Genomic DNA, 25,732 nt, shown 5'->3' on the forward strand with positions numbered 1-25,732 from the left:
AATATTTACCTGGATGAGAATCGGGCTAAACCTGATTTCACTATCAGTTTAGCCGCCTTATCCCACATACCAGTACGTACTAATAACGAAACAGTTGCGCAAGTCGATAACTGTTTTTGTGCATATAGCTCTTTAGCCAAAAGCAAAATATCAGCTTTTTCCATTTCCGGAAGATTCATTTTTCTGAGTTTACGACACAACCTGAAATAATAAAGATGAGCTTTATATAATAAATAAGCACAGCACTTTTTATCATCAACCACTTTATCAGCATATTCAGCCTGTGTCAGATAAGCCCTGATACCATATACCTGTTTCAGACTCATTTTCTGCACAATCGAATCCGGCCAGATACGATAATGTACTAAAGTTTGCGGATAATAAAAGTAAGTCTGACATTGATTCAGAATAATCGGAGTATTCGCAATATCTTCATAGGCAGGTATAGTGAAATCACACGAATCTGTTACCAAAGTACGCCGGAAAACTTTATTCCAGAAATAATGTTTACCATCCATAATTGCAAGGCGGTATAACTCACCGTTATTCTGATGTAATAATGTATTTGCAGGAGTAACAGATAAATGTTCATGGTATTTAACTTTACCGCTACCATCAAAAAATACATCATAATCAAACAGTACTACATCCGGATGATACTCATTCAGAATATTCCTTATCTGCCGTACCGCTTGCGGTTCAATCAAATCATCTGAATCAATAAACCAGACATATTCAGCATGACTGGCCTGCAACAGACACTGGCGAACCTGAGTAATACCCAGATTTTTCTTTCCGCACAGTATACGAATATTCACATGCGGATAACTCTGCTGATATTTGCGAATCACACTAAGTGAATTATCCGGTGAACAATCATCATAAAATATAACTTCAGTTAAAGCCTTCAAATCCGGAAATAAAGCATCCAGCAATCCGGAAAGATATGATTCAACATTAAATACAGGAATCAGAATACTTAAATCTACTTTATCTGTACCTGCATAATTATCTTTTACCCCATTCACACAACTATTCCTCAAAATCACTTTTTATTATTGGCACCAGCGTACGTTGCGCACACCGCAGCACAGACAATTGTCTCCATCCCATACGAATTTGTGCTGCCAGCCGACGATATTTAAAGCAAACGTTACTATAAATATTGTTTGCATGAGGTTTCAGATTATTCTCAGGAGTGATAGTAGAAATAAAAGATTCTGTATGCTCCAGACCATAATTAATACACTGATCCAGTTGAATTGCAGCGGCCGGATACACTTGTCTGGCATTCAAATCATATGAACGACACAAAAAAGCATCGGCAAGCGCCGGTGCCGAATATTCAGCTCTGTTTAACAGTTTCTGTGCCCCGGAAGGAAATAAAACATAGGCAGCGGCACCTGTCCGATCCTGATATAACCGGCGTAATTCATAACCATCAATTAAATTAAAAGCTTTTTTACTTATCCATTTACGTCGATGGCGCGTTTCCAGATTTACATAATCAACTTCATTTGCCAGAGGAATTAACGCAGCAAGAATATCTGCTGTTTTACGCGATAATAGAGCATCATCTTCAAGAATCAACCAGGGTTTATCGGTATTAAGTACATATCGCCATGCAGCTTTATGGCTTAAAAAACAGGCCACCTCAGCCGGGCGCAATTTACGCTCCCAGCCATTTGCTAATTGTTCATATTGTTCACCTAGAATATCCGAACTATTAACAGCAGACAGGCGCTGCATAGGTATTTGCAAATGAATCAGTTGTTTGCGCTGAAATTCCAATCGCTCAAATGAATGATCCAGATTAATTACTAGAGCAGAAATCATCTGTTTGTATCACCACAGATATTATAATTAATCATCAGATTTTTGCTGAAACAGAACATCCTCAATTTCTCGTATCCGATCCATGCGGCGCTGTACTTTACTTTTCCGTATTGAAAACAGCTTTCCGCTGGTTCTCAGATTTTCATGAACCACACGGGCCGCCTGTAACTGTTCGATATAAACCTGTTGTTTAGGTGCACGCAGATTGTCAGCACGATCAAATATCCAGCAAAAGCCAACAGGCAAATGAAAAACTTTATAACGAGGATTGTCAGATGCCTGATCAGCAGCAATGACAGATTGTAAAACCTCCTGATCCCAGATTTCCGGATGTGCTATACACTGCCGGTTCCATTCGGCTAGCAAGTGTCTTGCAGCCTCAGTGTCCTGGAAAAAAAGAGTTGCAGATACTAAATGACCATCTCCTAAATCATAATACACGGCAATATCACAATCCAGACTGGCAAGATATTTTAACGGAGAAACATGAAAAACCGCATCAACATCCACATACAGCATCGGTCCGCTGACTATATCACGTTCACGAAGCAAATAAGCTGCTTTAAACGACGTATTGGCTTCCCACCCGCCCTGACTGGAAATAGTAGTTGTCTTAACCCTGATACCCAAACGTTCAGCAGAAGCACACATACGTCTGGCTTCATGCGAATAAAATTCATCATCTGTATGATAGGCTACAACTGTTACCGCATCCTCTGCTGATGCTTTCATCTCATCAGTAACAACCCGTGCCAGCGGAACCACAACTTTACGATTCTTGGCTCGCCATGCATATTCTCTGCCCAGTTTAACCATTAGTATTATTCTCAGTGATTAACATACATTTATTATAAACGTGTCCATCCATACATTTTCACAACATCAAAATGACGCCGCCAATGCCGCCCCTTAAGAAAAAATCTTTTAATTTTTTGTCCCAAAGTAAGTTTAAAACGCACACGATGAGGAATATCTGAATCCAGATTCTGAAATGCCAGCGGCTCAACCAAAAAAGCCTCTTTTAACCGGCCACCACTATAATGCCAGACCTTATCAATAGGATAAAAGAGATTTTTACTTGCCTGCAGCATATTTTTAGCTCCCTGCAAAGATACAATATAACAACATGCCAACGACGGAGCGATATCACACTCACAGGCAATCATATGATTACAGAGCATATGTAAACGAAAAATTTTCCACCGGACAATAGCTTTACTTTCCATAAAGCGCCATAATCTGCGCCTTACCAATTGCCAGAATCGCGGCCGGACAAACTGTTTCTGCGCAATACAAGAATTAACTGCCGCAACATCAATATCGTAAAAAGGTCTTTTTAAAGTCAGATTTAAAAAATCAAAAGACTGAAAATTTTTTTCATTTGCCAGCAAAGAAACCAGTTCGGGTTTAAGCTGAACATCATCTTCCAGAATCAGAGCATAGGGTATATTTTCATCTACCATTCTCTGCCATACCGTCTGATGGGATAAGGCACAACCAATTTCTCCATTAACGGCCTTACGTTTACATTCCAGTGCAAATCTTTTCTGGTTAAAAAAGGCTTTTTGCTCATCAGTTAAACAATTGCCATCAACTGCATTTACCCTTTCAAAAGCAATATTCAGATTTTCCAGTTGTTGTTTAACAAACATTAATCTATCCGGACGGCGTTCAAGATTAATTAAAAAAGTTTTGAGCATTGATTCGCCCTGCACATACTTTAGTCATAAATTATCTATAAATTATAGCTAAAATATGTCTGCCATTCATAGATAAATCCAGTATCCTGATACACTCACCGGTATAAACTGCTAAAATAGCTACCTGATCTGATAATAGTTACACTATTTCAACTTTACAGCTATCGAGAATACCAGATTTCATAAAATTAAGTTAACAATGTCGCAACCAACTATTATTCTGGCAATGTCAAGCTATAGTGACTTCGCTGCTGCCATTCAAAAGCATTTAGAATACCATAATTTTAAAGTTATCTTTATAAACAGCACTTCAGAGGAATTGAAGAAGCAAGTTGATTCCCGTTTTTATTATCCTAACCTGAAATCGCACCTGATTCATACGGCCCGAAAAATTTTTCTTTCAGATTGTTCATACAAAGCATATCTGAAAGAACAAATGTACAATCAGAAATTACTGGCAAATATTAAAAAGCTATTAGGCAATAGTCATTACGACTATACTTTGGTTATACGCCCAGACTTATTTCCTATAGAGGCCTTACAACTGCTAAAAATTCATACAAAAAACGATTTTGTTGCTTATCAGTGGAATGGAATCAGACGATTTCCTAAAACAAAGCCGACAATAAACTTATTTGATCGTTTTTATGTATTCGATTCTGAAGATCTGCATAATGAGGAATACCAGCAGTACCGGCTAAATGGAATCAGTAATTTCTATTTTGATATGTATCAGCCACAACCTGTATTACATACCGGAACCATTGCCTATTTCGTCGGACTACATGTAGATAGTCGCATTGCCGCTATAGAAGCCTGTGCAAATGCATTAATTAAAAACGGGATAAATCTAGATTTTAATATAAAATTTCGCCCGTCTGAAGCTAGCAAAGCAGAACTATATTCTTGCAGGGAAATTCATTTTATTCCTGAAAATATTACCTTTGATGACAATTTAAAGCATATCAACAATGCAGATATACTCATTGATATCGTTAATCCGGTTCATCATGGTTTATCATTTCGTACATTTGAAGCTTTATATTACCAAAAGAAATTAATTACCAATAACCCACAAATCAAAAATCTTGATTTTTATCATCCGGATAACATTTTTATATGGAAGAATGCGGATGATTTACAGAAAATAGAGAGCTTTCTGGCCAGACCATTTGTCAGCATCAATCCGGATATTATAAAAAAATACAGTTTTGCAAACTGGATAAACAATATTTTAAACAGACAGCCATTCCAGAAAATATCCGTTATATAATTGAAATATTCTAAAAAAATGCTGTAGACTCAAATTTGTATTTAAAAAATGCTAATTACAGCACATTCAATTACACCACATCTGCTTCAGCAAAAGATAAACCAACGGAACTTACTCTGCAAAATTGAATATTAAGAGAATTATCGTACAACAATTTTATATCATACTGAATATGAGTAAATCTTTTTGCTTTAGATATTAATCGAATTGAATGAAATTAATGCATTTAAATTTAATACCGGATACCATTATTTCTACAATCATGGTATCCGGTTAGCAATCTATTTATAGATTTATTATGAATAAAGTACTGAAAATCTAATATTTCTGCTACTTTTCAACATATAAACCAATAAATAAAAACAATATAGGCAAATTTTAAACACTCTTAAATTTATTAATTTAATGATTTATCTTCAGCTGAATTGCGGTTTTCACCAAACTGCATCCGATGTAAGAATGCATAACGTCCATTTTTTGCCAGTAAGTCTGCATGCTTACCCTGCTCGACAATTTTCCCCTGATGCATCACCACAATATTATCGGCATTTTCAATAGTCGACAAGCGATGCGCGATCACAATTGTGGTCCGGTTTTTCATTAGTGTTTCCAGAGCAGACTGCACTAATCGTTCTGATTCAGTATCCAAAGCACTAGTTGCCTCATCAAGAATTAAAATAGGCGCATCTTTTAACAATGCCCGTGCAATTGCCAAACGCTGTCGCTGACCTCCGGACAGCTTCATCCCCTGATCACCCACTTCAGTTTTTAAGCCTTCAGGCATATTACTGATAAATGACCAGGCATTAGCAGCTTTCGCAGCCTGAATAATATCTGCCTCTGTAGCATGTGGCGAACCATAAGCAATATTATTCGCAATAGTATCATTAAATAAAACAACATCCTGACTAACTAATGCCATTTTGGAACGAAGATTTTTCAATTCAAAATCATCAACATTTATACCACCTATACTTACATGTCCGCTGGTCGTATCGTAAAATCGCGGGATAAGATTTACTGTAGAAGTTTTACCGCAACCAGACTCCCCTACTAACGCAACCACACTACCCTGTTTAATTGTCAGGTTTAAATGATCTATCGCATTTTTATCCGCATGCTGATAACGCAATGTTACATTCTGAAAAACAATATCTCCAATAGGAGCAGTCAGCTGCTTTTTTCCCTGATTTTTTTCTTCTGGTTCATCCAGAAAGTGAAATACACTATCTGCAGCCATCAGTCCGGCCTGCAAAACACTGGACATATTGGTAATCCGTTTTAACGGATCAAACATCATCAGCATAGCTGACAGAAAAGACATAAAATCACCGGCAGTAAAGCCTGCATGACTGGCTCTTTTAGCAGCAACGTATAAAATAATTGATAACGATGTGGCAATTAACAGTTGTGTTACTGCACTGCCAATAGACGTATACGACTGACGTCTTACAGCAAGACTACGCAGAGCCTTATTGGTTTTTTCCAGACGACTCTGTTCATACTGTTCACCACCATAAATGCGTACAACCCTTGTACCATCAATTGATTCAGACAAAATTTGCATGACCTGACCAAGATCATTCTGACTTTTAGTAACTAATCGGCGAATACGCTTATTAATAACCCTTACACACCACGCAATTAATGGAATGGTAACAAAAGTGATCAGTGTTAATTGCCAGTCAAGATAAAACAACCAAATCAGAAGTCCCAAAACAGTCACACCATCTTTGGCAAAGACAGTGATCACATCAAAACCGGCAGCCGTTATTCCTTTAGCGTCATTGGTAATGCGCGACATCATGCGCCCGCGGCTGTTTTCCTGATAGTAACTCACAGGTAACATCATCATTTTTGCAAACAAATCACGCTGAATTACCTGGACCATCTGATTAGAAATATAAGCACTGGTATATTCATTTATATAGTTGGCAACCCCACGAAAAATGAACAAACCGATGATTTCAAATGGTACCCATTTCATAGCTTCGATATTTTTGTCAACGAAACCATTATCAATGATCGGCTTTAACAAATAAGCAAAAAGGGGACCTGTCACACCTACGACAACCATTGCCAATACAGAAATAAAAAAATACTTTACCAGCCCGCGCATATACGGAAATAATCTTTTATAAAGATTATGCGGTGAAAAAGCATCAGCCTTTTTACTTTTTTTCATTCGCTTCCCAGAACAATCAAATACAAAACAAAATAAAACACAGTGTCGATGAAATTACCTGTCGCTATCTCATCATAAACGGCATAAATCCATTAAATTCAGCAAACTATCAATCTAAAACCTATACCAATTATCAATTTCTAAAGTCACATACAACTTGTATTCTATCAAATCGAAAACAATCTGAATAAAATACCTGATAAAAAATTCTCTCCAGTACAAAAATTCACTATCAAATCAATGAAATTTAAATCAGTTGAGACAAACTAAGTACTGATCTTACCGACTTCAATTTACATATAGATAACAAATACTGTTTAATTCAAACAATTTTTAATAGATATTGTATATATTTTTACTCCAAAAGAATAATCAAAACACATATGATATTTAAATTTGAATTAAAATATAAATTTATTCTATATATTGATTGGATAAACCCAATTCTTTACATTTAGCAGTTTTAATTGTTATCAACATCTAAATCAGTTTTTATTCATGACTCGTAAAACCATCATATTAGCTATGCCACCAAGCAATGGCATAGTTGAATTAATTGAAAAAAACCTTCAATTTCACGGATATCAAGTTTTACGATTAGATAGTGTACTGAAATTCAAATATAACAGTATTTGGGAACGTATATATCACTTTCTGCATAAAAATATCACCCAGAGTAAGACATATAAAAAAACTCTACGAGAACAACAAAGTTTTTATAAAGCAAAACAACTTCTGGCAGATAATCTTTATGACTATGCCTTAGTTATCCGGCCAGATATCTTTCCGCAAAAGGTATTAGCTTTATTAAAAAAGCATACTAAAAAAAGATTTATTGGCTATCAATGGGATGGACTAAAACGCTTTCCAGTAAAAAATATTATTCATTTATTTGATCAATTTTTTATTTTTGATCATACCGATTTAAATAACCCTGACTACCAAAATCATCAACTGTACAGTACTACTAATTTCTATTTTGATGTTATAAAGCCGGATTATGTCCAAAATGATAAGTTAGAAGCTTACTATATTGGTGACCATCAGAAAAGTCGCGTTGCCATGATAGAGCAATGTGCCGAAAAACTTGCGGAAAATGGAGTCCGTATTAAATTTATAATACCTACGAGCAAAAAAAGTGATATTAAATGTTATAAATCAAAATATCTTACTTTTGGTAAAAAAAATCGCCTATCTTATCAAGATAACTTAAAAAATGTCTCTACAGCGGATATCCTGGTAGATTTTGTTATTGCAGATCATAACGGTTTATCGTTCCGCCATTTTGAAGCACTTTACTACAAAAAAAAAATAATCACCACCAACAAACACATTCAATATTATGATTTTTATCATCCGAATAATATATTCATTTGGGACGATAAAAATTTAGGAGAGATAAATAACTTTCTTATGAAACCATATAGTCCTATAAATCCGGATATAGTTGCGAAATACAGTTTTAAAAACTGGATAGAAAATATTTTAGGTATAAATTCATAATTAAAATATATAGACTCATTCAGAATTTAGTCTGAAATTTGTAACACCAGATAAATTTTGCCAGTGACAGTCTTTAAAATTCCGAACTGAAATTAAATACAATAATATTTGAAATAAATATTCATTTTAATTTTTATTAAAATCAATTATTTAACTGGTATTTAATTTACAAAATATATATAAATCCAGATTTAAATTTATAAAAAAATAACTTAAGTTAACAATATAAAGAACAATAATTTATTTAATTAACAACAAAAAATATTAATTGCCCAAGGAATTAAAATAGCGTTTATTATGGATACAACAAATCTAAATTCTTTATTAAATTCAGTTAATCATTATTACGCCCAAAATAATGCAGAAATAGATATTAAATACATAGAGCAACTATTAAAAGAGACAGAAGATTTCCCGATTATATCTTTTGATATTTTCGACACTGTATTAACCCGCTTGTTTGAATGTCCTATTGATCTGTTTGCCTGTGTTGAAGGAATACTAATTGAAAAAAATATTTCTTTGCCTGATTTCGCAAAAAATCGTCTTATAGCAGAAGAAACCAGCAGAAAATATTATGCAGCCAAAGAGTTTCAGGAAGAAGTAACATTAGATAATATCTATTCCCAAATGTTATCATTTTATTCAGGTAAAGAGAAAGAACTAAACTTAGCTAAAAATATAGAGCTGAATACAGAAAAATCCAGCATAATACCGGTAATAGACAATCTTTCCCTCATTAACAAACTGCAGGAACAAAATAAAATAATTTATTTTGTATCTGATACATATTTCTCAAAACAATTTATTGAAGAATTACTCCTGCAAGCCGGAATATCTGATTATGGAAAATTATTTGTTTCCTCTGAAATAATGAAGACAAAACACAGTGGCAGAATCTGGGAAGAAGTACTAAAACATAGTGGAAATAAAAAAATTTTCCATATTGGTGATAATCTCCATGCTGATGTAATTCAGCCACAACAATATAACATCAAAACTTTCTCCTATACACGCTTCATTAGTGAAAGAAGATTAGGAGCACAATTATCACCAGATTTAGTTCCTTTTTCTCTGCTTCAAAAAATGAATAAATTATCTCAAAAAGTAATAGTAAAAGAAAAAAATAAGGAATCTGACTTCTGGTCTAATTTAGGCTGTACATTTGGTTCCGTACTATTGAAAAGTTTTATTTCATGGCTAGACCAGCAGATAACAAAATATCAAATAGATCACATATATTTTTGTGCTCGGGATGCTCAAATTATTCATAAAGTATGGAATATTCTTGATATGGATAAAAATCATCAAACCACTTCAAGTTATTTATACTTATCGCGACAAGCTCTACGCTACCCTATATTTTATATGGATATTCTGAATACTGGAAAATTATCAAACTCTTCATTAGATTTAATCATTAATGAATCTATAAGAGAAGGTGAATCTTACAAAATATTTTTTGATAGAATTGGTATTCAGAATAATATATTATCAAAAACCAAATTTAAATCCAAATTTGGAAATTCAAATCAGAATTTTGACTTTGAAAAAATTGCTGAAATCAAAAATTTCATTCAGTACGAATTAACACCGTATTTATTCTCAATTTACAAAAACCATTATACGGATGCAATGGCCTATTATGAGCAGGAAGGATTATTTCATCCAGAAAAACGTATTGCTATTATTGATTTAGGCTGGAATGGCACATTACAAACTGCATTAACTTATTTCCGGGAACATAAAGGTATTAAACAAAAATTATACGGATTTTATTATGGTTTATTTAATCACAGTGCACCAGGTCGATTATACAAAAATGGTATAATGAAATCTGCTTTTTTTAATATGTTTCAGCGGCCAAGTGAAGAATTACTTTTAGAAAATTCTGTAAATATTCTTGAAAATCTTCATTCAGCCAACCACCAGACAACTTCAAAATTTACTAAAAATTCTGATTCAAATACTTATGAGCCCGTATTAAAACAAGATTCAGAAAATATCTACGTCAATCAGTTTAATAAAACAATTAATGTATTTCAACAAAGTACGATTCAAACCATCACAAATTGGATTCATAACAATAATCTTTTTGGAATTGGTACTGAATGGATTACTACTTCTGTTGCAACAGCAGCTATTTTACAAGTGTGTATTACACCGAACCAAAATGAACAAAAATATTTAGGCGAAATCAGTCACTGCGCATTGAATGACCATAAAACATCATACTATCTCATACCACAGGAAATTCCTGCAGAGAAAAAAGATGTTACACGACTACTTACTTTAGGCGGTTGGCCATGTGGGGTTATAGGACATTGGAAAGCTAATAAGAACAAGATAAAACCTGAAATTTATAGAATAGCAACTAAATTTTTTGATAAATATCCTGAATTAATTAAAAATTATTTGATGAATTAATATGACTATTAACGAAAACCTATACCCAATTAAAAGTTGGTCTGATATACAACTAAACAATATAAAACATGATAATTCAGTAGCAATTATCATGCGGACCAAAAATCGCCCTGTATTATTAGCTCGGGCATTGGAAAGCGTTATTCAACAAAGCTATACAAACTGGCATTTATATCTGGTTAATGACGGAGGTGATACCAGCCCCGTTAATCAATTAATTGATCTGAATTTTATAGATTTAAACCATAAAATTACCGTAATACATAATAATTATTCCTTAGGGATGGAAGCAGCATCTAACTGCGGTCTAAATATTGCTAATGAAGAATATTTAGTCGTACACGATGACGATGACGCCTGGCACCCTGATTTTTTAAAAGAAACTGTTGCCTATCTCAATACTGAACAACAAGCTGTTGCTGTATTAACAAATTGTATTATCATTAATGAGGAAATTCAGGAAGATAAATCCATTCAACTTGGTACAATGCGATGGCCTAACTGGCATGATCAGGTTGATATTACAACTTTAATAAAAAATAATGTATCTCCTCCGATATGCTTACTTATTAGAATGAGCGTTGCTAAACAAATTGGTGAATTCAACAAAAATTTACCAGTTTTGGGAGATTGGGATTACATATTACGATTGTTCAGAGCTGGTGAAATAAAAACATTAAATAAGATTTTAGCCTATTATTATCATAGACCAAATCACAGTAATAATTATGGTAATTCGGTTATTGCAGCAATAGATAAACACCAAAAATATCATGTTGAATTTAGAAATTCTTTAGTTCGTCAATCTATTTTAGAAAATCAGGGGAATTATGGTATTTTACATATACTGTTAAATGATAATATGGAAAAATATAACTTATTATCACAAAAAATCAATAAATTAGATCATAAAATCGGCGATATCCAAGGAAATGTTTATTATTTAAGAAGAAAATCATTTCCCTTAAAGCGACTGGCAGCAAAACTACAGTGGTGCATAAGAAAATGGAGACATAAAATTTAAAATTAATCTCGTACTACATATATATTTTCTAGATGGTTCAATTTTAATTTATTGAAAAGGCAAGCGTATTTTATCATATGAGGATAAATTTAGAATATTCTTTATCCAATTACCAAAACTATATTTTTTTACAATTTCATCATCTATCGGTCTAAAGGGTTTAGATAAAAACTCTTTAATTTTTTGTGAAAGATCATCTTTATGCCAGATAAGGATATTATCAGGATGATAAAAATCATAGTTAGATACATTAACATTATTAGTAATTAATTTTTTCTGGTAATACAAAGCTTCAAAAAAACGAAAAGATAAACCATTATGAAGTGGATTAACGAAATCGACAATAATATCTATTTCGTTTAACATTTCTATGTTTTTAGAAAAATCAACTTCATTTTCGGCACCAAAAATAAAATAATCAGAGCGAGTGTATTGATTAATCTTATTCTGATTGCTCGTAGGGATAATAAACTTGAGCTGGATACCGTTCTTAATTAGCTCAGCTGCACAATACTCAATGTCAGCAACACGTTCGGAAACATGTGTTCCTACATAATATGCTATTGTTCCATTGTGCTTCACCGGTTGCGGTTTGTTCATATCAAAATAAAAATTGGTTATTCCCTCCAATTTATAGTTTTGATAATTATTATCAACTAAATCATGACTATCAAATACATAAAATCTATCAAATAAATTTATTGTATCTTTTGTACAAGGCATGCGTCTCAGTCCATCCCATTGATAAGCAATAAATTCGTTTTTGGTATGTGCTTTTATCAGGTTTAATAAGCTTACCGGATACAAATCAGGACGTATAATAATAGCATATTCATAATTCCTTTTACTTAGCGTTCGCTCAGCATTTGATAAAAGTAATTTTTCTTTTAATTTTGTTTTATATGAATAATTTCTAAAAAATAGCTTTTGCACCTGATTATACAAATAATCTTTAAAACTCTGATAATGAAAATGCTTGATATATTCTGGATAGTTATCTATGTACAAAACCTCAAACCCGTAAAATTCCAGATTTTTTTTGATTTGTAAGTAAATATTACGGCTTTTAGGCATACCCAGAATAATTGTTTTTGTCATAAAATATACCTTGTCTCCCATACAAAATTTACGGAACCATTATACAATATAAATTTAAACAATATCAGACCAACTATATTGCTCGTTAAACAAAGATGACTCAAATTAATTAAATAAATTTTTTCCATCTTACTTTAAATTTTTTATATCCTGATATAATTTATATTATAAAATATTACATTTTTACCAATTTTGAATGTAATTTTATGAATATCCTTATCACTGGGGGAGCAGGATTTATTGGGTCAGCAGTTATCAGATATCTGATTAATGAAACTGACCATAAAATTTTGAATGTTGACAAATTAACCTATGCCGGTAACTTAGAATCATTAGCCACCATTGCAAATAATTCACGTTATCATTTTTGTCAGGCCGATATTAGTGATCAAGTACATATAACACAATTATTTAAGCAATTTCAGCCAGATATAGTAATGCATCTGGCAGCAGAATCACATGTTGATCGTTCAATATCCAGCTCAGCAGAATTTATTCAGACTAATATTGTAGGCACATTTCAACTTTTGGAAATAAGTCGTCATTACTGGGAAAATTTACCTGAAGAAAAACAACATCTATTTCGCTTCCATCACATATCAACTGATGAAGTATATGGTGATCTTAGTGATTTAAGTTCAGAATTATTTACAGAATCTACTCCATACGCTCCAAGTTCACCATATTCAGCCAGTAAGGCAAGTTCAGACCATCTGGTTCGTGCCTGGCACCGTACTTATGGACTGCCTGTTATTATTACAAATTGCTCGAATAATTATGGACCTTACCATTTCCCGGAGAAATTAATTCCATTAACTATTCTTAATGCTTTACAAGGAAAAAAACTGCCTGTATATGGAAATGGCGAACAAATCCGAGACTGGCTGTATGTTGAAGATCACGCCAGAGCTTTATATCAGGTTGTCACAAAAGCCAAAGCAGGCAGTACCTATAATATTGGTGGGCACAATGAACAGAAAAATATTGATGTCGTAAAAAATATATGTACTCTTCTAGATGAACTAGCGCCCAATAAAACACTTGGGATAAAATCCTACAAAGATTTAATCACATTTGTTCCGGATCGTCCCGGACATGATGTACGTTATGCTATTGATGCGAGTAAGATTAAACAAGAACTTGGCTGGGAACCAGAAGAAAATTTTCAATCAGGTTTACGCAAAACCGTATTATGGTATTTAAACAATCAGGATTGGGTAAATCATATTCTGACCGGAGAATATCAGAAATGGATACAACAACAATACCACCCGCAATAAGACATAATAAACCAAATATTTATTTAAAATTAAATTCTAATTGAATTAATAATCAAGGAACAAAAAATGGTTAAACGAAAGGGTATTATACTGGCTGGCGGATCCGGAACCAGACTTTATCCTATTACTTTAGGCGTATCAAAACAGTTATTACCCATTTATGATAAACCGATGATTTACTATCCCCTTTCTGTACTTATGCTGGCCGGGATACGAGAAATCATGATTATTTCAACTCCTGCAGATTTACCTAATTTTAAAAAAATGTTAGGTGACGGCAGAGATTTAGGAATTGATTTATCTTATAAAGTACAACCATCTCCTGACGGATTGGCACAAGCTTTCATTCTCGGAGCAGAATTTATTGGCAAAGATAATGTCACACTTATTCTGGGTGATAACATTTTTTACGGGCAAAGTTTCGGTGCACAATTACAAAAGGCAGCACAACAAGAAAAAGGTGCTACTGTATTTGGTTATTATGTCAATGATCCTGAGCGATTTGGTGTAGTCGAATTTGACACCCATGGAAAAGCACTTTCCATAGAGGAAAAACCGAATGAAGCAAAATCAAATTATGCAATTACAGGATTGTATTTTTATGATAATGACGTTATTGAGATAGCCAAGAGTATTCGTCCTTCACCCAGAGGTGAACTCGAAATAACCGATATTAACAATGCTTATTTAAATAAGAAATTATTAAATGTTGAAATACTTGGACGTGGCTTTGCCTGGCTGGATACTGGTACACATGATTCACTGATTGAAGCCAGCTGTTTTGTTCAGACAATTGAAAAAAGACAAGGTTTAAAAATAGCATGTCTTGAAGAAATTGCTTTTAATAATAGATGGATAGATTTAGATCAATTGTTTAAACGCGGCAAACTTTTTCAAAAGACAGATTATGGTCAATATCTATTAAAACTATATAGTGAATTTTCTAGGAAAGCCTGAATATGAATGTGATTGAGACTAAGATTAAAGATCTGTTGATTTTAGAACCCAGAGTTTTTGCAGACAATCGTGGCTGGTTTATGGAAAGTTTTAACCAGACAACCTTTAATTCCATTCTATCTTCATATAATCAATCAATTGTAAACTTTGTACAAGATAATCACTCAATTTCACATAGAGGCGTAATCCGTGGATTGCATTATCAGATAAATCCACATGCTCAAGGAAAACTTGTAAGAGTAGTCAGTGGAAAAGCATGGGATGTCGCTGTGGATATACGGACATCATCTCCAACTTTTGGTCAATGGGTGGGAGTCGAACTATCTGAAAAGAATCTTCGGCAATTCTGGATACCCGCTGGATTTGCACATGGTTTTATTGCCTTAGAAGATAATACTCAATTCTTATATAAAACCACCAATTATTATTCTAAAGAATGCGAACGCAATCTGTTATGGAATGATACAGATCTAGCTATTAATTGGCCGATTGAAAACGATATGTCAATAAATCAAACAGATAAAGACAATAATGCTCCAAATTTTAAGAAACTGATAGATAACAAAATCGATTTATTTTAAGCAAATAAAAGGATTAAATCATTAATCCTTTTATTTTTTCTTAATCCAATACTAATCGTATCAACTAACCAAACCTCTGCCACAATAATCGTCATCCAGAATTAAATTTTCTAAAACTTTATTTTTTTTAATTCTTAAAGTTAAACAAAAGTCTTTATATAAAGAGTCGGCGATAAACAAAGAAGGTTTAAAATCAAAGTAAAAATTTTTACGAAGATTGACCGCATCCTTCACAAAATCTATAGCACCCTGTTGTAAAGCATTTCGTATTGGCCGAGTTGCCAGTTCTCTATCGGACAGATTTTTAAAGTCTGCTTTTAGCATATCATCATTAATGCAATATTTTATAATTTGAGTATCATCAGCACTTAATAATTTTTCTAACTCAAAACTTCGAGCAAAAATTTGAGAATCAGGATACAGATTTGCTAAATTATTTACATAACAGCCTTTTATCTTAATATCTTTTGTTAATCCTTTCATATTCGGGATAATTGTTGCAAAGTAATAACCATGAATTGGCTGCATCGATAGTTTATTTAATGCTTGTTGAATTGTCCCGGAATACCCTACATCTACAACTGCAGAATTTTTACTTGAAAAGAGACCGGATGTTTTCAGATATGTCATTAAAGGCAGTTTTTCAGTTTGTGCCAGATTTAAAATATCTGTTTGCAGGTATTCTAATAAAGGCTTTATATGATCAATTTGTTTTTGTTTTATAATTAATTTTTTATCCTTATCCCATAAATTTTTTTGATATATTTTTTTCCAACGTTCAGCATCCAGACTTAAGCCAAATCGTTCAATCAAATAATTTTGAATACTATTTTCACAGTAGTTTTTCTCTGCAATATCAATAATATCCTCAAAAGAATTAATAGCCGGTACTGTTACACATCTACGAGAAACTTGCAGATAATGGCTTTGAGGAGTATTTTTTTGCGGTGAACTCCACAAATCATAAATTTGTTTAACAAGCTTACCTTCTCTGGCTAAAAAATATAATTCATTAATATGATCTGTCTGAGCTTGCTCAATCAGCCATTGACAAAAAGCACTCACTACAGGCCCTAATACGTTATAACCTAACTGATAAGGATTTGAGCTAAATAATTTGAATTTTTCTGATGAGTTATTATACCCATATATATTGTTTAAATTTTTTCTGACTAATAAGCCTATTGTTAATTCATTATTAATATTATCTTGATTTAAATCGCTTTTTATAATTTTAAAATAGTCAGGCAGTGCACATGCCAAATCCGCAGCCCTCAGAATATGAATACATTTTATTCCAAATTCATCCGTAGGCAATTGTATATCCGAACGTTCATTGTCACCAATCATCACTACTTCGCGACCAGTGATATCCTCTTTGTTTAACATGTATTTATATAGCTCTCCAGTATCCTTTCGAACTCCGGTTTCTGAAGATAAATATAAATTATGCCATTCAGTAATTCCATGCTGGGATAACATCCTCTCAACTATTTTCCTTGATAAAAACATATCGCTAATTAAAATAACTTTTTTCCCTATATTTTTAGCAAATTGCATTAATTCAATTACGTCATAACGGGGACTGACTGAAGCCAGTTCAACCCTTTCCTCAATTTTTTTTATTTGCTCAACCTGATTATCTGTAAGTTGTGATAAATTTTTAAACTGGACATATATTTCATTTAATGAAACATCCTTACCTTTACTACTTCTGGCCTGAGTTTCCGCAACTACCCGATATTTTTTAAAAATCATTCTGTATTCATCATCAAGATATTGGGATATTATTTTTTTTGTGTGATCAGGATTTAAAAGTGGTCTTACCAATAAGGTATCAAATATATCAAAAGCAACTACTTTTACTTTCTCTTTGTTAATTCTTGATTTATAAAATTGTATGTCTCGTGTCAGGTATTGGGTATCAATCCGGAAGGATGACCAGGCAGGATACTTTAAATCCTGAGTAATTACTGAGTTGTAACCGGTTAAAGGAGGTACAATGCCTAGCAATCTTTCAAGTGCATGTGCCAATGTTCCATCTGTTTGTCCTCGTTCTTCTGGAAAATCTTCCCATTTCAAATTGAGATCAAATAAAGGCATTAATGCATTCGTTTTAGCCCAGAACATTGAGCCAACCGGATAATTGAAATAACCATTTATCATTGGTAATTGCATACGAGTTAATAACTTTTGCCCCTGGCTTTTATTTGCTAACCAAGTACAGGCAAAATAAGGTAGCCGATGATAAATTTGCGGATAAATTATACCTAAATTATTATTTTCTATTAATAATGAATAAATTTTCTGTATGTTTGCCGCAGAACCAAACATCGAATTAAAAAGATACGAACGCCAACCATCTGTAACCCCTTTGTTATATATCGATTTCTTACTGTGTAAATGTACCAGATAATCATACTGCTTTAATTGCTGACCAAACTCTGCAAACATTGGCGCAAGGTCACGACCACGATTTGGAACTATTTTTATTTTAATTTCATATGCATTTTTTAATTTACTCATATATATTTGACATCGTTGCTGAGAATCCTTATCCGGTACAGAAACAAATAAATCAAATCTAAAAGGTATTTTTGATAAATGGTCTATAAATTCAGATATTAAATCTATATAAAAAATATGACAATGAATTGCAAGTTTATATGATTTTAGTACTGGTTTATATTTATATATATCAATATTTAACAGTAATATTTCATCTCCATAATAAATTTTTTTATTTAATACTTTTGGATGATTTTTAAACCAGCTTGGATGAATTTTGATTGCCCAAGCTAATAAATTCGGTCGCCACCGTTCTGGGAATATGTAATAAAGTTTTCTAAAATAATTTCGTATTGCTTTCTTAATTTTTTTTTTCACTTTCGACCTTTGTATGTTTGATATAACTGAAATAGTCTGATAAGTGTATAAAATTAAATATTTCTCTCACTTTCCTATAACTATCTCAGTTTATGGGGTTAACACATCCCCTAATTTTTATAATTAATTCAAACATTAACAAAAACAATACTATTAATTTCAATTTATTTTTATATAAGAAAATTTTATGTGAAAAATTTTTTATTTACAAGACAATAAATAAAAAATTTATTATCTGCAACATATTAACAACCTAATACGTTGAAATAAGGGTATACATATATTTATGATTATTGGAAATAAACTTGGGTTTTATGATATCTTTTTATTATTTCAGCATATTAAATACAGATATCTGCAAAAAATAAAACCAAATACAGAATTCATTAATAAATATCGATTATTTTGATACTACTTATGAATTTTATTATTTTATATGCTTTTAACATTTTAAATATACTTAATATAAATAGAATATACGAATTCAATATTCATATAACTATTTTCAGTAGCTCATCAATAGGTTTAGTCTAATCTTCACATTACAACACTGAATTATTCGATGTCAGTGTTAAATAAATGCTATTATTTAACACTGTTGTTTGCTATAAATTTTAATAAATCATGACTATTATGACTTGGCTAATTTTGATATTTTTATTTATCTTAATCATTTGTATATTATATCTATTTTCACGCCAAAAGTTGTTACAGGAACGCCAGGCCGGGCATATTCTCTTATCTGAAGCCCAAAATGATCTAAGTCGAATCCAGGCAGAAGTAAATAATCTACACCAAATCAATCAGAATTATAATGCTGAGCTTTGTAATTGCCGCCAAGAGTTACAGATCGTACATAAACGTTTAAGTGCAGCCGAAGCTGTTAATGCTCAATTAACCGATATTCAGAGTGCTTTAGAGCGGGAACAGCAAATGTGCCGGTCTGTTTCTACCCAACTGGCAGCAGCAGAACAGCAACTACAAGACTGGCAGTTACGTAGTGAGGAATGGCATTTGCGTGAAGAAGAGTTTCTAAAGGTACAGGAAGAATTAAATCATGTGCGTGTGGAAAATAGTCGTCTGACTACACAATTAAAGCATGAACGTGAAACTTATGATGAAAAGCTAACTTTGCTCAATGAAGCCCGTGTTAGTCTGACTGATCAGTTTAAATCACTGGCCAATGATATACTTGAAGAAAAAAGTAAACGTTTCAGTGAACAGAATCAAACCAGTCTTAATCAGTTATTAACTCCTTTACATGAACGTATGCAGGGATTTAGTCAGCTTGTACAAAATACTTATGAAAAAGAAGCTAAAGAACGCACTACTCTTGAAACTGAACTGAAACATTTACAGCAGTTAAATGCGCAGCTGCACAATGATGCTAAAGCACTTACAGATGCATTAACTGGTACCCAGAATAAAAATCAGGGTAACTGGGGCGAAATGATTCTGGAAAAAGTGCTGGAAAATTCAGGTTTACATAAGGGGCGTGAATATGTTTTACAGGCATCCTCTACTGTTATTGATGAGGATGGCCGGCAGCGCCGGCTGCAACCGGATGTTCTGGTGAATTTACCGGAGAATAAACAGATCGTTATTGATGCAAAAACTTCGTTAACTGCTTATGTACGCTATACTCAGGCAACAGATCCCGGTTCTGCGACCAAAGCACTGGCAGCCCATATTCAGTCGGTACGCCAGCATATTAAGGATCTTTCAGCTAAAAGCTATGATGAAATTGACGGGTTAAATACACTGGATTTTGTGTTCATGTTTATTCCGGTTGAACCGGCATACCTACTTGCCTTGCAACAGGATAATCAGCTTTTTGATGATTGTTTTCAGAAACGGATTATGCTGGTCGGACCCAGCACCTTACTGGCGACATTACGTACAATTGCCCATATCTGGCGTAATGAACAGCAAAACCAGAATGCTTTGGCTATAGCCAAAGAAGGCGGCAAACTATATGACAAATTTGTTGGTTTTGTGAATACGCTTGAAGGTGTAGGTAAAAATCTGGATCAGGCTCAGGGACAATTTCAGAAAGCAATGGGGCAATTAGTAAACGGACGTGGTAATCTGGTAAGTAAAGCCAATAAATTACGTCAATTAGGTGTACAAAGCGGTAAAATTTTACCAGAACATTATCAAATCTCAGAAGACGACGAGGAAGAACTAACGCTGTCTATTCCTGATTCACTTTGAAAAAAGTTCGCCATTTATTTTAATGTATTGATGATTTAAATATGATTTTGTTTAAGTATATATCAGTAACTTAAATTATAAACTAACTTACAAGAGCTGTTGACAGACAGTATTTTTAACCATCTTGCCAATTACATAAATAATTAATATTTATGTAGTCTTTCAGGCATATATCATTTGATGCTGGATTGTATCCGAATGACTCAAACTGATTCTCAATCATCTGTTCCATTATTACGCATAATTTTTAGCCGACATATGCTGATATGTATATTTACAGGTTTCAGCTCCGGTTTGCCGTTATATTTTCTGATTAATCTGATTCCGGCATGGTTAAGTAGTGAACATATAGATTTGGTAACTATTGCTTCATTTTCCATTGCCGGCCTGCCTTTTACCTGGAAATTTTTATGGTCACCATTAATGGATTCAGTTAAATTACCATGGCTAGGGAGACGGCGTGGCTGGATGCTTATCACACAAGTTGCATTATTGCTGACTTTACTCGGTTATATCGGGCTTAATCCTAATCAGAATATGACAACTATAAAAATCCTGTCAGTGTTTGTAGCCTTTTTTGCGGCCAGTCAGGATATTGTTCTGGATGCTTTCCGGCGTGAAATATTGCAGGATAATGAGTTAGGATTAGGTAATACGATTCATGTTTATGCCTATCGTATTGCCGCACTTGTACCGGGTTCCTTATCATTGATTCTGGCTGACACATATCCATGGTCGACAGTATTCGCCATTACCGCATTATTTATGCTTCCTGGTCTGTTTATGACGCTCTTTCTGGCACAAGAACCCAAACTTCCGGTAATTACTCATAAATCTTTTAAACAAACAGTTACTGAGCCTTTTAATGAATTTTTTAATCGTAAAGGTGTTAAAAGTGCTTTGCTGATACTGTTTTTTATTTTTTTGTATAAACTGGGTGACAGTATGGCTACTGCACTGGCTACACCTTTTTATAAAGCTATGGGCTTCAGTAATAAAGATATCGGTCTGATTGCTAAAAATGCCGGTTTGTGGCCAACAATTATTGCTGGCATTCTGGGCGGGATCTGGATGATTAAATTAGGTATTAATCGTGCTTTATGGCTATTCGGGCTGGTACAGGTTTTTTCTATATTGGGATTTGTCTGGCTGGCAAGTCAGGGACCTTTTGCCGTAATCGGTTTAAAGCAGCAATTAATGCTGGCAACCGTTATTGGCGTTGAAGCAATTGGTGTGGGTCTGGGTACGGTTGCTTTTGTGGCTTATATGGCACGTGAAACCAATCCTGCTTTTACTGCCACACAACTGGCATTGTTTACCAGTCTGGCAGCAGTACCAAGAACTTTGATTAATGCAACAACCGGTTATCTGATTGACTGGCTGGACTTTGTCAATTTTTTCTGGTTATGCTTCTTTCTGGCATTACCCGGTATGCTATTATTAATAAAAGTTGCGCCATGGAATCAAAACGTAACAGATACTTAGTACTGCTTGTACATATAATTAAACTAAAAAGAGATTATCAGAACTTAGTTTGTGCCTGATTCAAAAGCCAATTGGCAAACAGAATGATCTGGTTCAATTCAGAATACATAATTCTAAATATTTGCATTAAAGCTTCAATAATCAGGTTTTGCAGGATAAATTTGAACACTTTGTCAGTTAAATGCAAGCCTGATTAGCGTAAATATGGATTATGCAGTTTCTCATGACCGATAGTAGTCATAGGACCATGCCCCGGCAAAACACGAGTACTATCTGGCAAAGTTAGTAGTTTACTTTGAATCCCATGAATTAAATCAGCATGATTTCCGCCTGGAAAATCAGTACGGCCGATAGATTCACGGAATAAAACATCACCAGCAATCAATAAATTATTTTCCTGATTGTAAAACACAACATGACCGGGCGTATGACCGGGTATGTGATAAACAATAAATTTATGTTCACCAACGGATAATTCATCGCCATCTTCCAACCAGCGTGTGGGAGTAAGTGGTTTACTAACCGGAAAACCGTAATTAGCGGTAATTTCAGGCAATGCCTGCAACCAATAATCATCAGACTGATGCGGCCCCAGCACGGGAACACTTTGCTGCTCAGTTAAATCGGCTACACCACTGGCATGATCAAGATGTCCATGTGTTAACCAGATAGCCTGCAGTTTAAGCTGGTGCTGGCTGACTGCAGATAATAAACGTTCAGCCTCTCCGCCAACATCAGTTAGTACAGCTTCCCTGCTGACATCATCCCAAAGCAATGCTGCATTTTGTTGAAATGGTGTTACTGGTATCACTTGAATTTGTAAAGCCATTATTTTCTCTTATTTTGTTACTAATTTATAAGAATAGTGCTTTGCTTAAAAAATATATACTCATGAATAATAGTAAACAGGCAAAACATTGCTTCAGCATTGTCGGTGAAAGCCGATGAGCTACTTTAGCACCCTGTCTGGCAGTGATAAAGCTCATAATACTTATACCAATAAATGCGTAAATATGAACATAACCAATGGTATGAGCTATATCAATGTGTTCATGCGCTCCAAAGAATATAAAGCCTAAAGCTCCGGCAATCGCAATCGGCAAACCACATGCAGCGGAGGATCCTACTGCCTGTTGCATTGCTATTCCGCTTCGATTCAGATAAGGCACTGTTAAACTTCCGCCTCCGATACCAAATAAAGCAGATGCCAGGCCAATAACAACACCTGCACACCAGTGCCAGCGTGGATTAATTAACGGCCTGTTCTGTCTGCTGGATTTTACCCGGGCACTGCGAAGCATATTGATGCCAACGAACAAAGTAAAAATACCGATAACCAGTTGCAATTTCTGACCGGATAAAGCATCGGCAATAGCCGCACCTGCGAATGAGCCAAATACAAGTCCGGGAGTTAACCGTCCTACCACCGGCCAGAGCACTGCATGATTTTTATTATGAGCCAGCATGGAACTGACTGACGTAACCATAATAGTGGCCAGGGATGTGCCAAGCGCAAGATGCATGGTGACAGCCTCACCATAGCCCGCATGCATAAAGACTATATAGAGTATAGGAACAACGATTAAACCGCCACCTACTCCGAACAGACCGGCAGCAAAGCCGGCTACCGCACCGATTATTAAATAAGCAAGCAGTTCCATAGATTATTTTTTTGCTGCACTAATACTGTATATTAATGGCGAAAGTGGCGTACTCCGGTTACGACCATTGCTATACCATGCTCATTGGCTGCATTAATCACCTCTTCATCCCGTACAGAACCGCCAGGCTGAATAATGGCTTTAATACCCTGCGCAGCAATTACATCTACGCCATCTCTGAAAGGAAAAAATGCATCTGAGGCAGCACAGGCACCTGCCAGTTCAAAACCTGCATCCTGTGCCTTACGGGCAGCGATTCTGGTTGAATCGACCCTGCTCATCTGACCTGCACCGATACCGTAGGTTTGACCACCTTTACCAAAAACAATTGCATTCGATTTTACGTATTTCGCTACTTTCCATACAAACAGTAAGTCATGCATTTCCTGTTCAGTCGGTGAACGTAATGTGACTACCTGCAATTGTGCTTTTTCGATCTGATGATTATCCGGTGTCTGTACCAGCAGACCACCGCCAACACGCTTTAATTCAAACTGATTGGCTCCGGCTGACAATGGGATTTCAAGCACACGTACATTTCTTTTAGCAGCAATAATGGCTTTTGCCTCTGCACTGAATCCGGGTGCCATTAATACCTCAAGAAACTGACCGGTAACTGCTTCTACTGTTACTGCATCTACCTCACGGTTAAACGCGATAATACCGCCAAATGCACTGGTTGTATCGGTAGCAAATGCCAGACGGTAAGCGGTTAACGTATCCGCTGCAACTGCTACTCCGCAAGGGTTAGCATGCTTAACGATAACACAGGCTGGCTGAGTAAAAGATTTAACAGCCTCCCATGCTGCATCGGCATCAGCAATATTGTTATATGATAATTCTTTGCCTTGCAATTGCCGATAATTAGCCAGACTACCGGCAGCCGGGCTCACATCACGATAAAATGCTGCCTGCTGATGAGGATTTTCTCCATAGCGTAAATCCTGAACTTTCAACCAGTTCTGGTTATATTGCTGAGGAAAAATGTGTAATTGCGGCTTTCCGGACAGATTTTGATCGTCAATACGAGTCAGGTAATTAGTGATCATACCGTCATATTGAGCTGTATGGGCAAAAGCTTTTCGTGCCAGATTAAAACGCGTTTGCATAGATAAACTGCCAAGCTGCTGTATTTCGGCAATAACGGCTTCATAATCATGATAATCTGTAACAATGGCTACATCCCGCCAGTTTTTGGCCGCAGAACGCACCATTGTCGGACCACCAATATCAATGTTTTCAATAGCATCTTCCAGTGTGCAGTCAGGTTTAGCTACTGTTGCCGCAAATGGATACAAATTTACACAAACCAGATCAATGGTTCCAATATCATGCTCTGCCATTTGTGCTACATGCTCAGGACAGTCACGCCGTCCCAGAATACCGCCATGAATTTTCGGATGTAATGTTTTAACCCGTCCGTCCAGCATTTCCGGAAAACCGGTATAGTCTGCCACTTCGGTGACAGCAATACCGGCATCAGCCAGTAAACTGGCTGTGCCGCCGGTTGACAGCAATTCAACTCCTAATTGTGCCAGCTGATGCGCAAATTCAATTACACCAGTTTTGTCTGATACACTCAGCAGTGCCCGTTTGATTACAGCCATAATTTCTCCCTTAAT

At 34.7% G+C, this 25,732-nt stretch carries 19 protein-coding genes; 9 read left to right on the plus strand and 10 right to left on the minus strand.

Going from position 1 to position 25,732, the window contains the following annotated elements; translation table 11 throughout:
* Window positions 1-5: 5 nt before the first annotated feature.
* Genes GYX91_RS09995 through GYX91_RS10010 form a run of 4 tightly spaced genes read right to left on the minus strand, consistent with a single transcriptional unit; the run spans window position 6 to window position 3,536 of the window.
* Complete coding sequence (locus GYX91_RS09995; RefSeq protein WP_037394701.1) at window positions 6-1,028, minus strand: glycosyltransferase family 2 protein; 1,023 nt, start codon at window positions 1,026-1,028, stop codon at window positions 6-8.
* Window positions 1,029-1,032: 4 nt separating this feature from the next.
* Complete coding sequence (locus GYX91_RS10000) at window positions 1,033-1,836, minus strand: glycosyltransferase family 25 protein (protein ID WP_084565244.1); 804 nt, start codon at window positions 1,834-1,836, stop codon at window positions 1,033-1,035.
* A 27-nt stretch (window positions 1,837-1,863) separates the two neighbouring features.
* Window positions 1,864-2,652, minus strand: coding sequence for a putative nucleotide-diphospho-sugar transferase (locus tag GYX91_RS10005; RefSeq protein ID WP_198207278.1), 789 nt, complete (start codon window positions 2,650-2,652; stop codon window positions 1,864-1,866).
* A gap of 32 nt (window positions 2,653-2,684) precedes the next feature.
* On the minus strand, window positions 2,685-3,536 hold the full coding sequence (locus GYX91_RS10010) for a glycosyltransferase family 25 protein (RefSeq protein ID WP_084585217.1): 852 nt from the start codon (window positions 3,534-3,536) through the stop codon (window positions 2,685-2,687).
* 436 nt (window positions 3,537-3,972) lie between these two features.
* Here GYX91_RS10010 and GYX91_RS10015 point away from each other — a divergent pair, with 436 nt between their 5' ends.
* Complete coding sequence (locus GYX91_RS10015) at window positions 3,973-4,809, plus strand: hypothetical protein (protein WP_198211365.1); 837 nt, start codon at window positions 3,973-3,975, stop codon at window positions 4,807-4,809.
* Window positions 4,810-5,206: 397 nt separating this feature from the next.
* Here GYX91_RS10015 and msbA read toward each other — a convergent pair whose 3' ends face one another.
* A complete protein-coding gene (gene msbA / locus GYX91_RS10020; protein ID WP_037394684.1) occupies window positions 5,207-6,994 on the minus strand; it encodes a lipid A export permease/ATP-binding protein MsbA in 1,788 nt (595 codons plus the stop codon).
* Between the two features lie 498 nt (window positions 6,995-7,492).
* Here msbA and GYX91_RS10025 point away from each other — a divergent pair, with 498 nt between their 5' ends.
* From GYX91_RS10025 to GYX91_RS10035, 3 genes are all read left to right on the plus strand, one after another.
* Window positions 7,493-8,497 (plus strand): hypothetical protein, encoded by a 1,005-nt coding sequence (locus tag GYX91_RS10025; protein WP_084550289.1) that lies wholly within the window; start codon window positions 7,493-7,495, stop codon window positions 8,495-8,497.
* A 297-nt stretch (window positions 8,498-8,794) separates the two neighbouring features.
* Window positions 8,795-10,924, plus strand: a complete 2,130-nt coding sequence (locus GYX91_RS10030) for a hypothetical protein (protein WP_174830735.1) — start codon at window positions 8,795-8,797, stop codon at window positions 10,922-10,924.
* A 1-nt stretch (window position 10,925) separates the two neighbouring features.
* Entirely contained in the window at window positions 10,926-11,948 is a 1,023-nt protein-coding gene (locus tag GYX91_RS10035) for a glycosyltransferase family 2 protein (RefSeq protein ID WP_174830736.1), read from the plus strand.
* Between the two features lie 48 nt (window positions 11,949-11,996).
* On the opposite strand, the gene GYX91_RS10040 is transcribed toward GYX91_RS10035, so the two are convergent.
* Window positions 11,997-13,046: a hypothetical protein gene (locus GYX91_RS10040; RefSeq protein ID WP_174830737.1), complete on the minus strand. Its 1,050-nt coding sequence runs from the start codon at window positions 13,044-13,046 to the stop codon at window positions 11,997-11,999.
* 206 nt (window positions 13,047-13,252) lie between these two features.
* Here GYX91_RS10040 and rfbB point away from each other — a divergent pair, with 206 nt between their 5' ends.
* From rfbB to rfbC, 3 genes are all read left to right on the plus strand, one after another.
* The gene (gene rfbB / locus GYX91_RS10045; RefSeq protein ID WP_110414704.1) at window positions 13,253-14,326 is read left to right on the plus strand and encodes a dTDP-glucose 4,6-dehydratase; all 1,074 of its coding nucleotides are present in this window, start codon (window positions 13,253-13,255) and stop codon (window positions 14,324-14,326) included.
* Window positions 14,327-14,392: 66 nt separating this feature from the next.
* A complete protein-coding gene (rfbA, locus tag GYX91_RS10050) occupies window positions 14,393-15,283 on the plus strand; it encodes a glucose-1-phosphate thymidylyltransferase RfbA (protein ID WP_174830738.1) in 891 nt (296 codons plus the stop codon).
* A 2-nt stretch (window positions 15,284-15,285) separates the two neighbouring features.
* Window positions 15,286-15,864, plus strand: coding sequence for a dTDP-4-dehydrorhamnose 3,5-epimerase (gene rfbC, locus GYX91_RS10055; protein ID WP_037394667.1), 579 nt, complete (start codon window positions 15,286-15,288; stop codon window positions 15,862-15,864).
* 60 nt (window positions 15,865-15,924) lie between these two features.
* Here the strand turns inward: rfbC and GYX91_RS10060 are convergent, their stop codons facing one another.
* Window positions 15,925-18,750 carry an HAD-IA family hydrolase gene (locus tag GYX91_RS10060; RefSeq protein ID WP_174830739.1) on the minus strand — a complete coding sequence of 942 codons (2,826 nt, stop codon included), beginning with the start codon at window positions 18,748-18,750 and terminating at the stop codon, window positions 15,925-15,927.
* A 705-nt stretch (window positions 18,751-19,455) separates the two neighbouring features.
* Between GYX91_RS10060 and rmuC the strand changes: the two genes are divergently transcribed.
* A complete protein-coding gene (gene rmuC / locus GYX91_RS10065) occupies window positions 19,456-20,964 on the plus strand; it encodes a DNA recombination protein RmuC (RefSeq protein ID WP_238791338.1) in 1,509 nt (502 codons plus the stop codon).
* A 198-nt stretch (window positions 20,965-21,162) separates the two neighbouring features.
* Entirely contained in the window at window positions 21,163-22,449 is a 1,287-nt protein-coding gene (locus GYX91_RS10070; RefSeq protein WP_037394660.1) for an AmpG family muropeptide MFS transporter, read from the plus strand.
* A gap of 193 nt (window positions 22,450-22,642) precedes the next feature.
* On the opposite strand, the gene GYX91_RS10075 is transcribed toward GYX91_RS10070, so the two are convergent.
* From GYX91_RS10075 to purH, 3 genes are read right to left on the minus strand one after another with little or no spacing between them, the layout of a single operon-like run.
* The gene (locus GYX91_RS10075) at window positions 22,643-23,278 is read right to left on the minus strand and encodes an MBL fold metallo-hydrolase (protein ID WP_174830740.1); all 636 of its coding nucleotides are present in this window, start codon (window positions 23,276-23,278) and stop codon (window positions 22,643-22,645) included.
* A gap of 25 nt (window positions 23,279-23,303) precedes the next feature.
* Entirely contained in the window at window positions 23,304-24,110 is an 807-nt protein-coding gene (locus tag GYX91_RS10080; protein ID WP_096765811.1) for a sulfite exporter TauE/SafE family protein, read from the minus strand.
* 32 nt (window positions 24,111-24,142) lie between these two features.
* Window positions 24,143-25,717 (minus strand): bifunctional phosphoribosylaminoimidazolecarboxamide formyltransferase/IMP cyclohydrolase, encoded by a 1,575-nt coding sequence (gene purH / locus GYX91_RS10085; RefSeq protein ID WP_174830741.1) that lies wholly within the window; start codon window positions 25,715-25,717, stop codon window positions 24,143-24,145.
* Window positions 25,718-25,732 lie beyond the last annotated feature (15 nt).

Origin of the sequence: Snodgrassella sp. ESL0304, from assembly GCF_013344995.1 — a bacterium.
Taxonomy (GTDB): Bacteria; Pseudomonadota; Gammaproteobacteria; order Burkholderiales; family Neisseriaceae; genus Snodgrassella; species Snodgrassella alvi.

Bases quoted from the DNA above. Each gene is read 5' to 3' on its own strand.
- rfbA (WP_174830738.1), top strand. From the start codon at position 14,393: ATGGTTAAACGAAAGGGTATTATACTGGCTGGCGGATCCGGAACCAGA.
- GYX91_RS10070 (WP_037394660.1), top strand. From the start codon at position 21,163: ATGACTCAAACTGATTCTCAATCATCTGTTCCATTATTACGCATAATT.
- GYX91_RS10015 (WP_198211365.1), top strand. From the start codon at position 3,973: ATGTACAATCAGAAATTACTGGCAAATATTAAAAAGCTATTAGGCAAT.
- GYX91_RS10080 (WP_096765811.1), bottom strand. From the start codon at position 24,110: ATGGAACTGCTTGCTTATTTAATAATCGGTGCGGTAGCCGGCTTTGCT.
- GYX91_RS10025 (WP_084550289.1), top strand. From the start codon at position 7,493: ATGACTCGTAAAACCATCATATTAGCTATGCCACCAAGCAATGGCATA.
- rfbC (WP_037394667.1), top strand. From the start codon at position 15,286: ATGAATGTGATTGAGACTAAGATTAAAGATCTGTTGATTTTAGAACCC.
- GYX91_RS10035 (WP_174830736.1), top strand. From the start codon at position 10,926: ATGACTATTAACGAAAACCTATACCCAATTAAAAGTTGGTCTGATATA.
- GYX91_RS10010 (WP_084585217.1), bottom strand. From the start codon at position 3,536: ATGCTCAAAACTTTTTTAATTAATCTTGAACGCCGTCCGGATAGATTA.
- GYX91_RS10040 (WP_174830737.1), bottom strand. From the start codon at position 13,046: ATGACAAAAACAATTATTCTGGGTATGCCTAAAAGCCGTAATATTTAC.
- GYX91_RS10000 (WP_084565244.1), bottom strand. From the start codon at position 1,836: ATGATTTCTGCTCTAGTAATTAATCTGGATCATTCATTTGAGCGATTG.
- msbA (WP_037394684.1), bottom strand. From the start codon at position 6,994: ATGAAAAAAAGTAAAAAGGCTGATGCTTTTTCACCGCATAATCTTTAT.
- GYX91_RS10005 (WP_198207278.1), bottom strand. From the start codon at position 2,652: ATGGTTAAACTGGGCAGAGAATATGCATGGCGAGCCAAGAATCGTAAA.
- rfbB (WP_110414704.1), top strand. From the start codon at position 13,253: ATGAATATCCTTATCACTGGGGGAGCAGGATTTATTGGGTCAGCAGTT.
- GYX91_RS10030 (WP_174830735.1), top strand. From the start codon at position 8,795: ATGGATACAACAAATCTAAATTCTTTATTAAATTCAGTTAATCATTAT.
- GYX91_RS10075 (WP_174830740.1), bottom strand. From the start codon at position 23,278: ATGGCTTTACAAATTCAAGTGATACCAGTAACACCATTTCAACAAAAT.
- purH (WP_174830741.1), bottom strand. From the start codon at position 25,717: ATGGCTGTAATCAAACGGGCACTGCTGAGTGTATCAGACAAAACTGGT.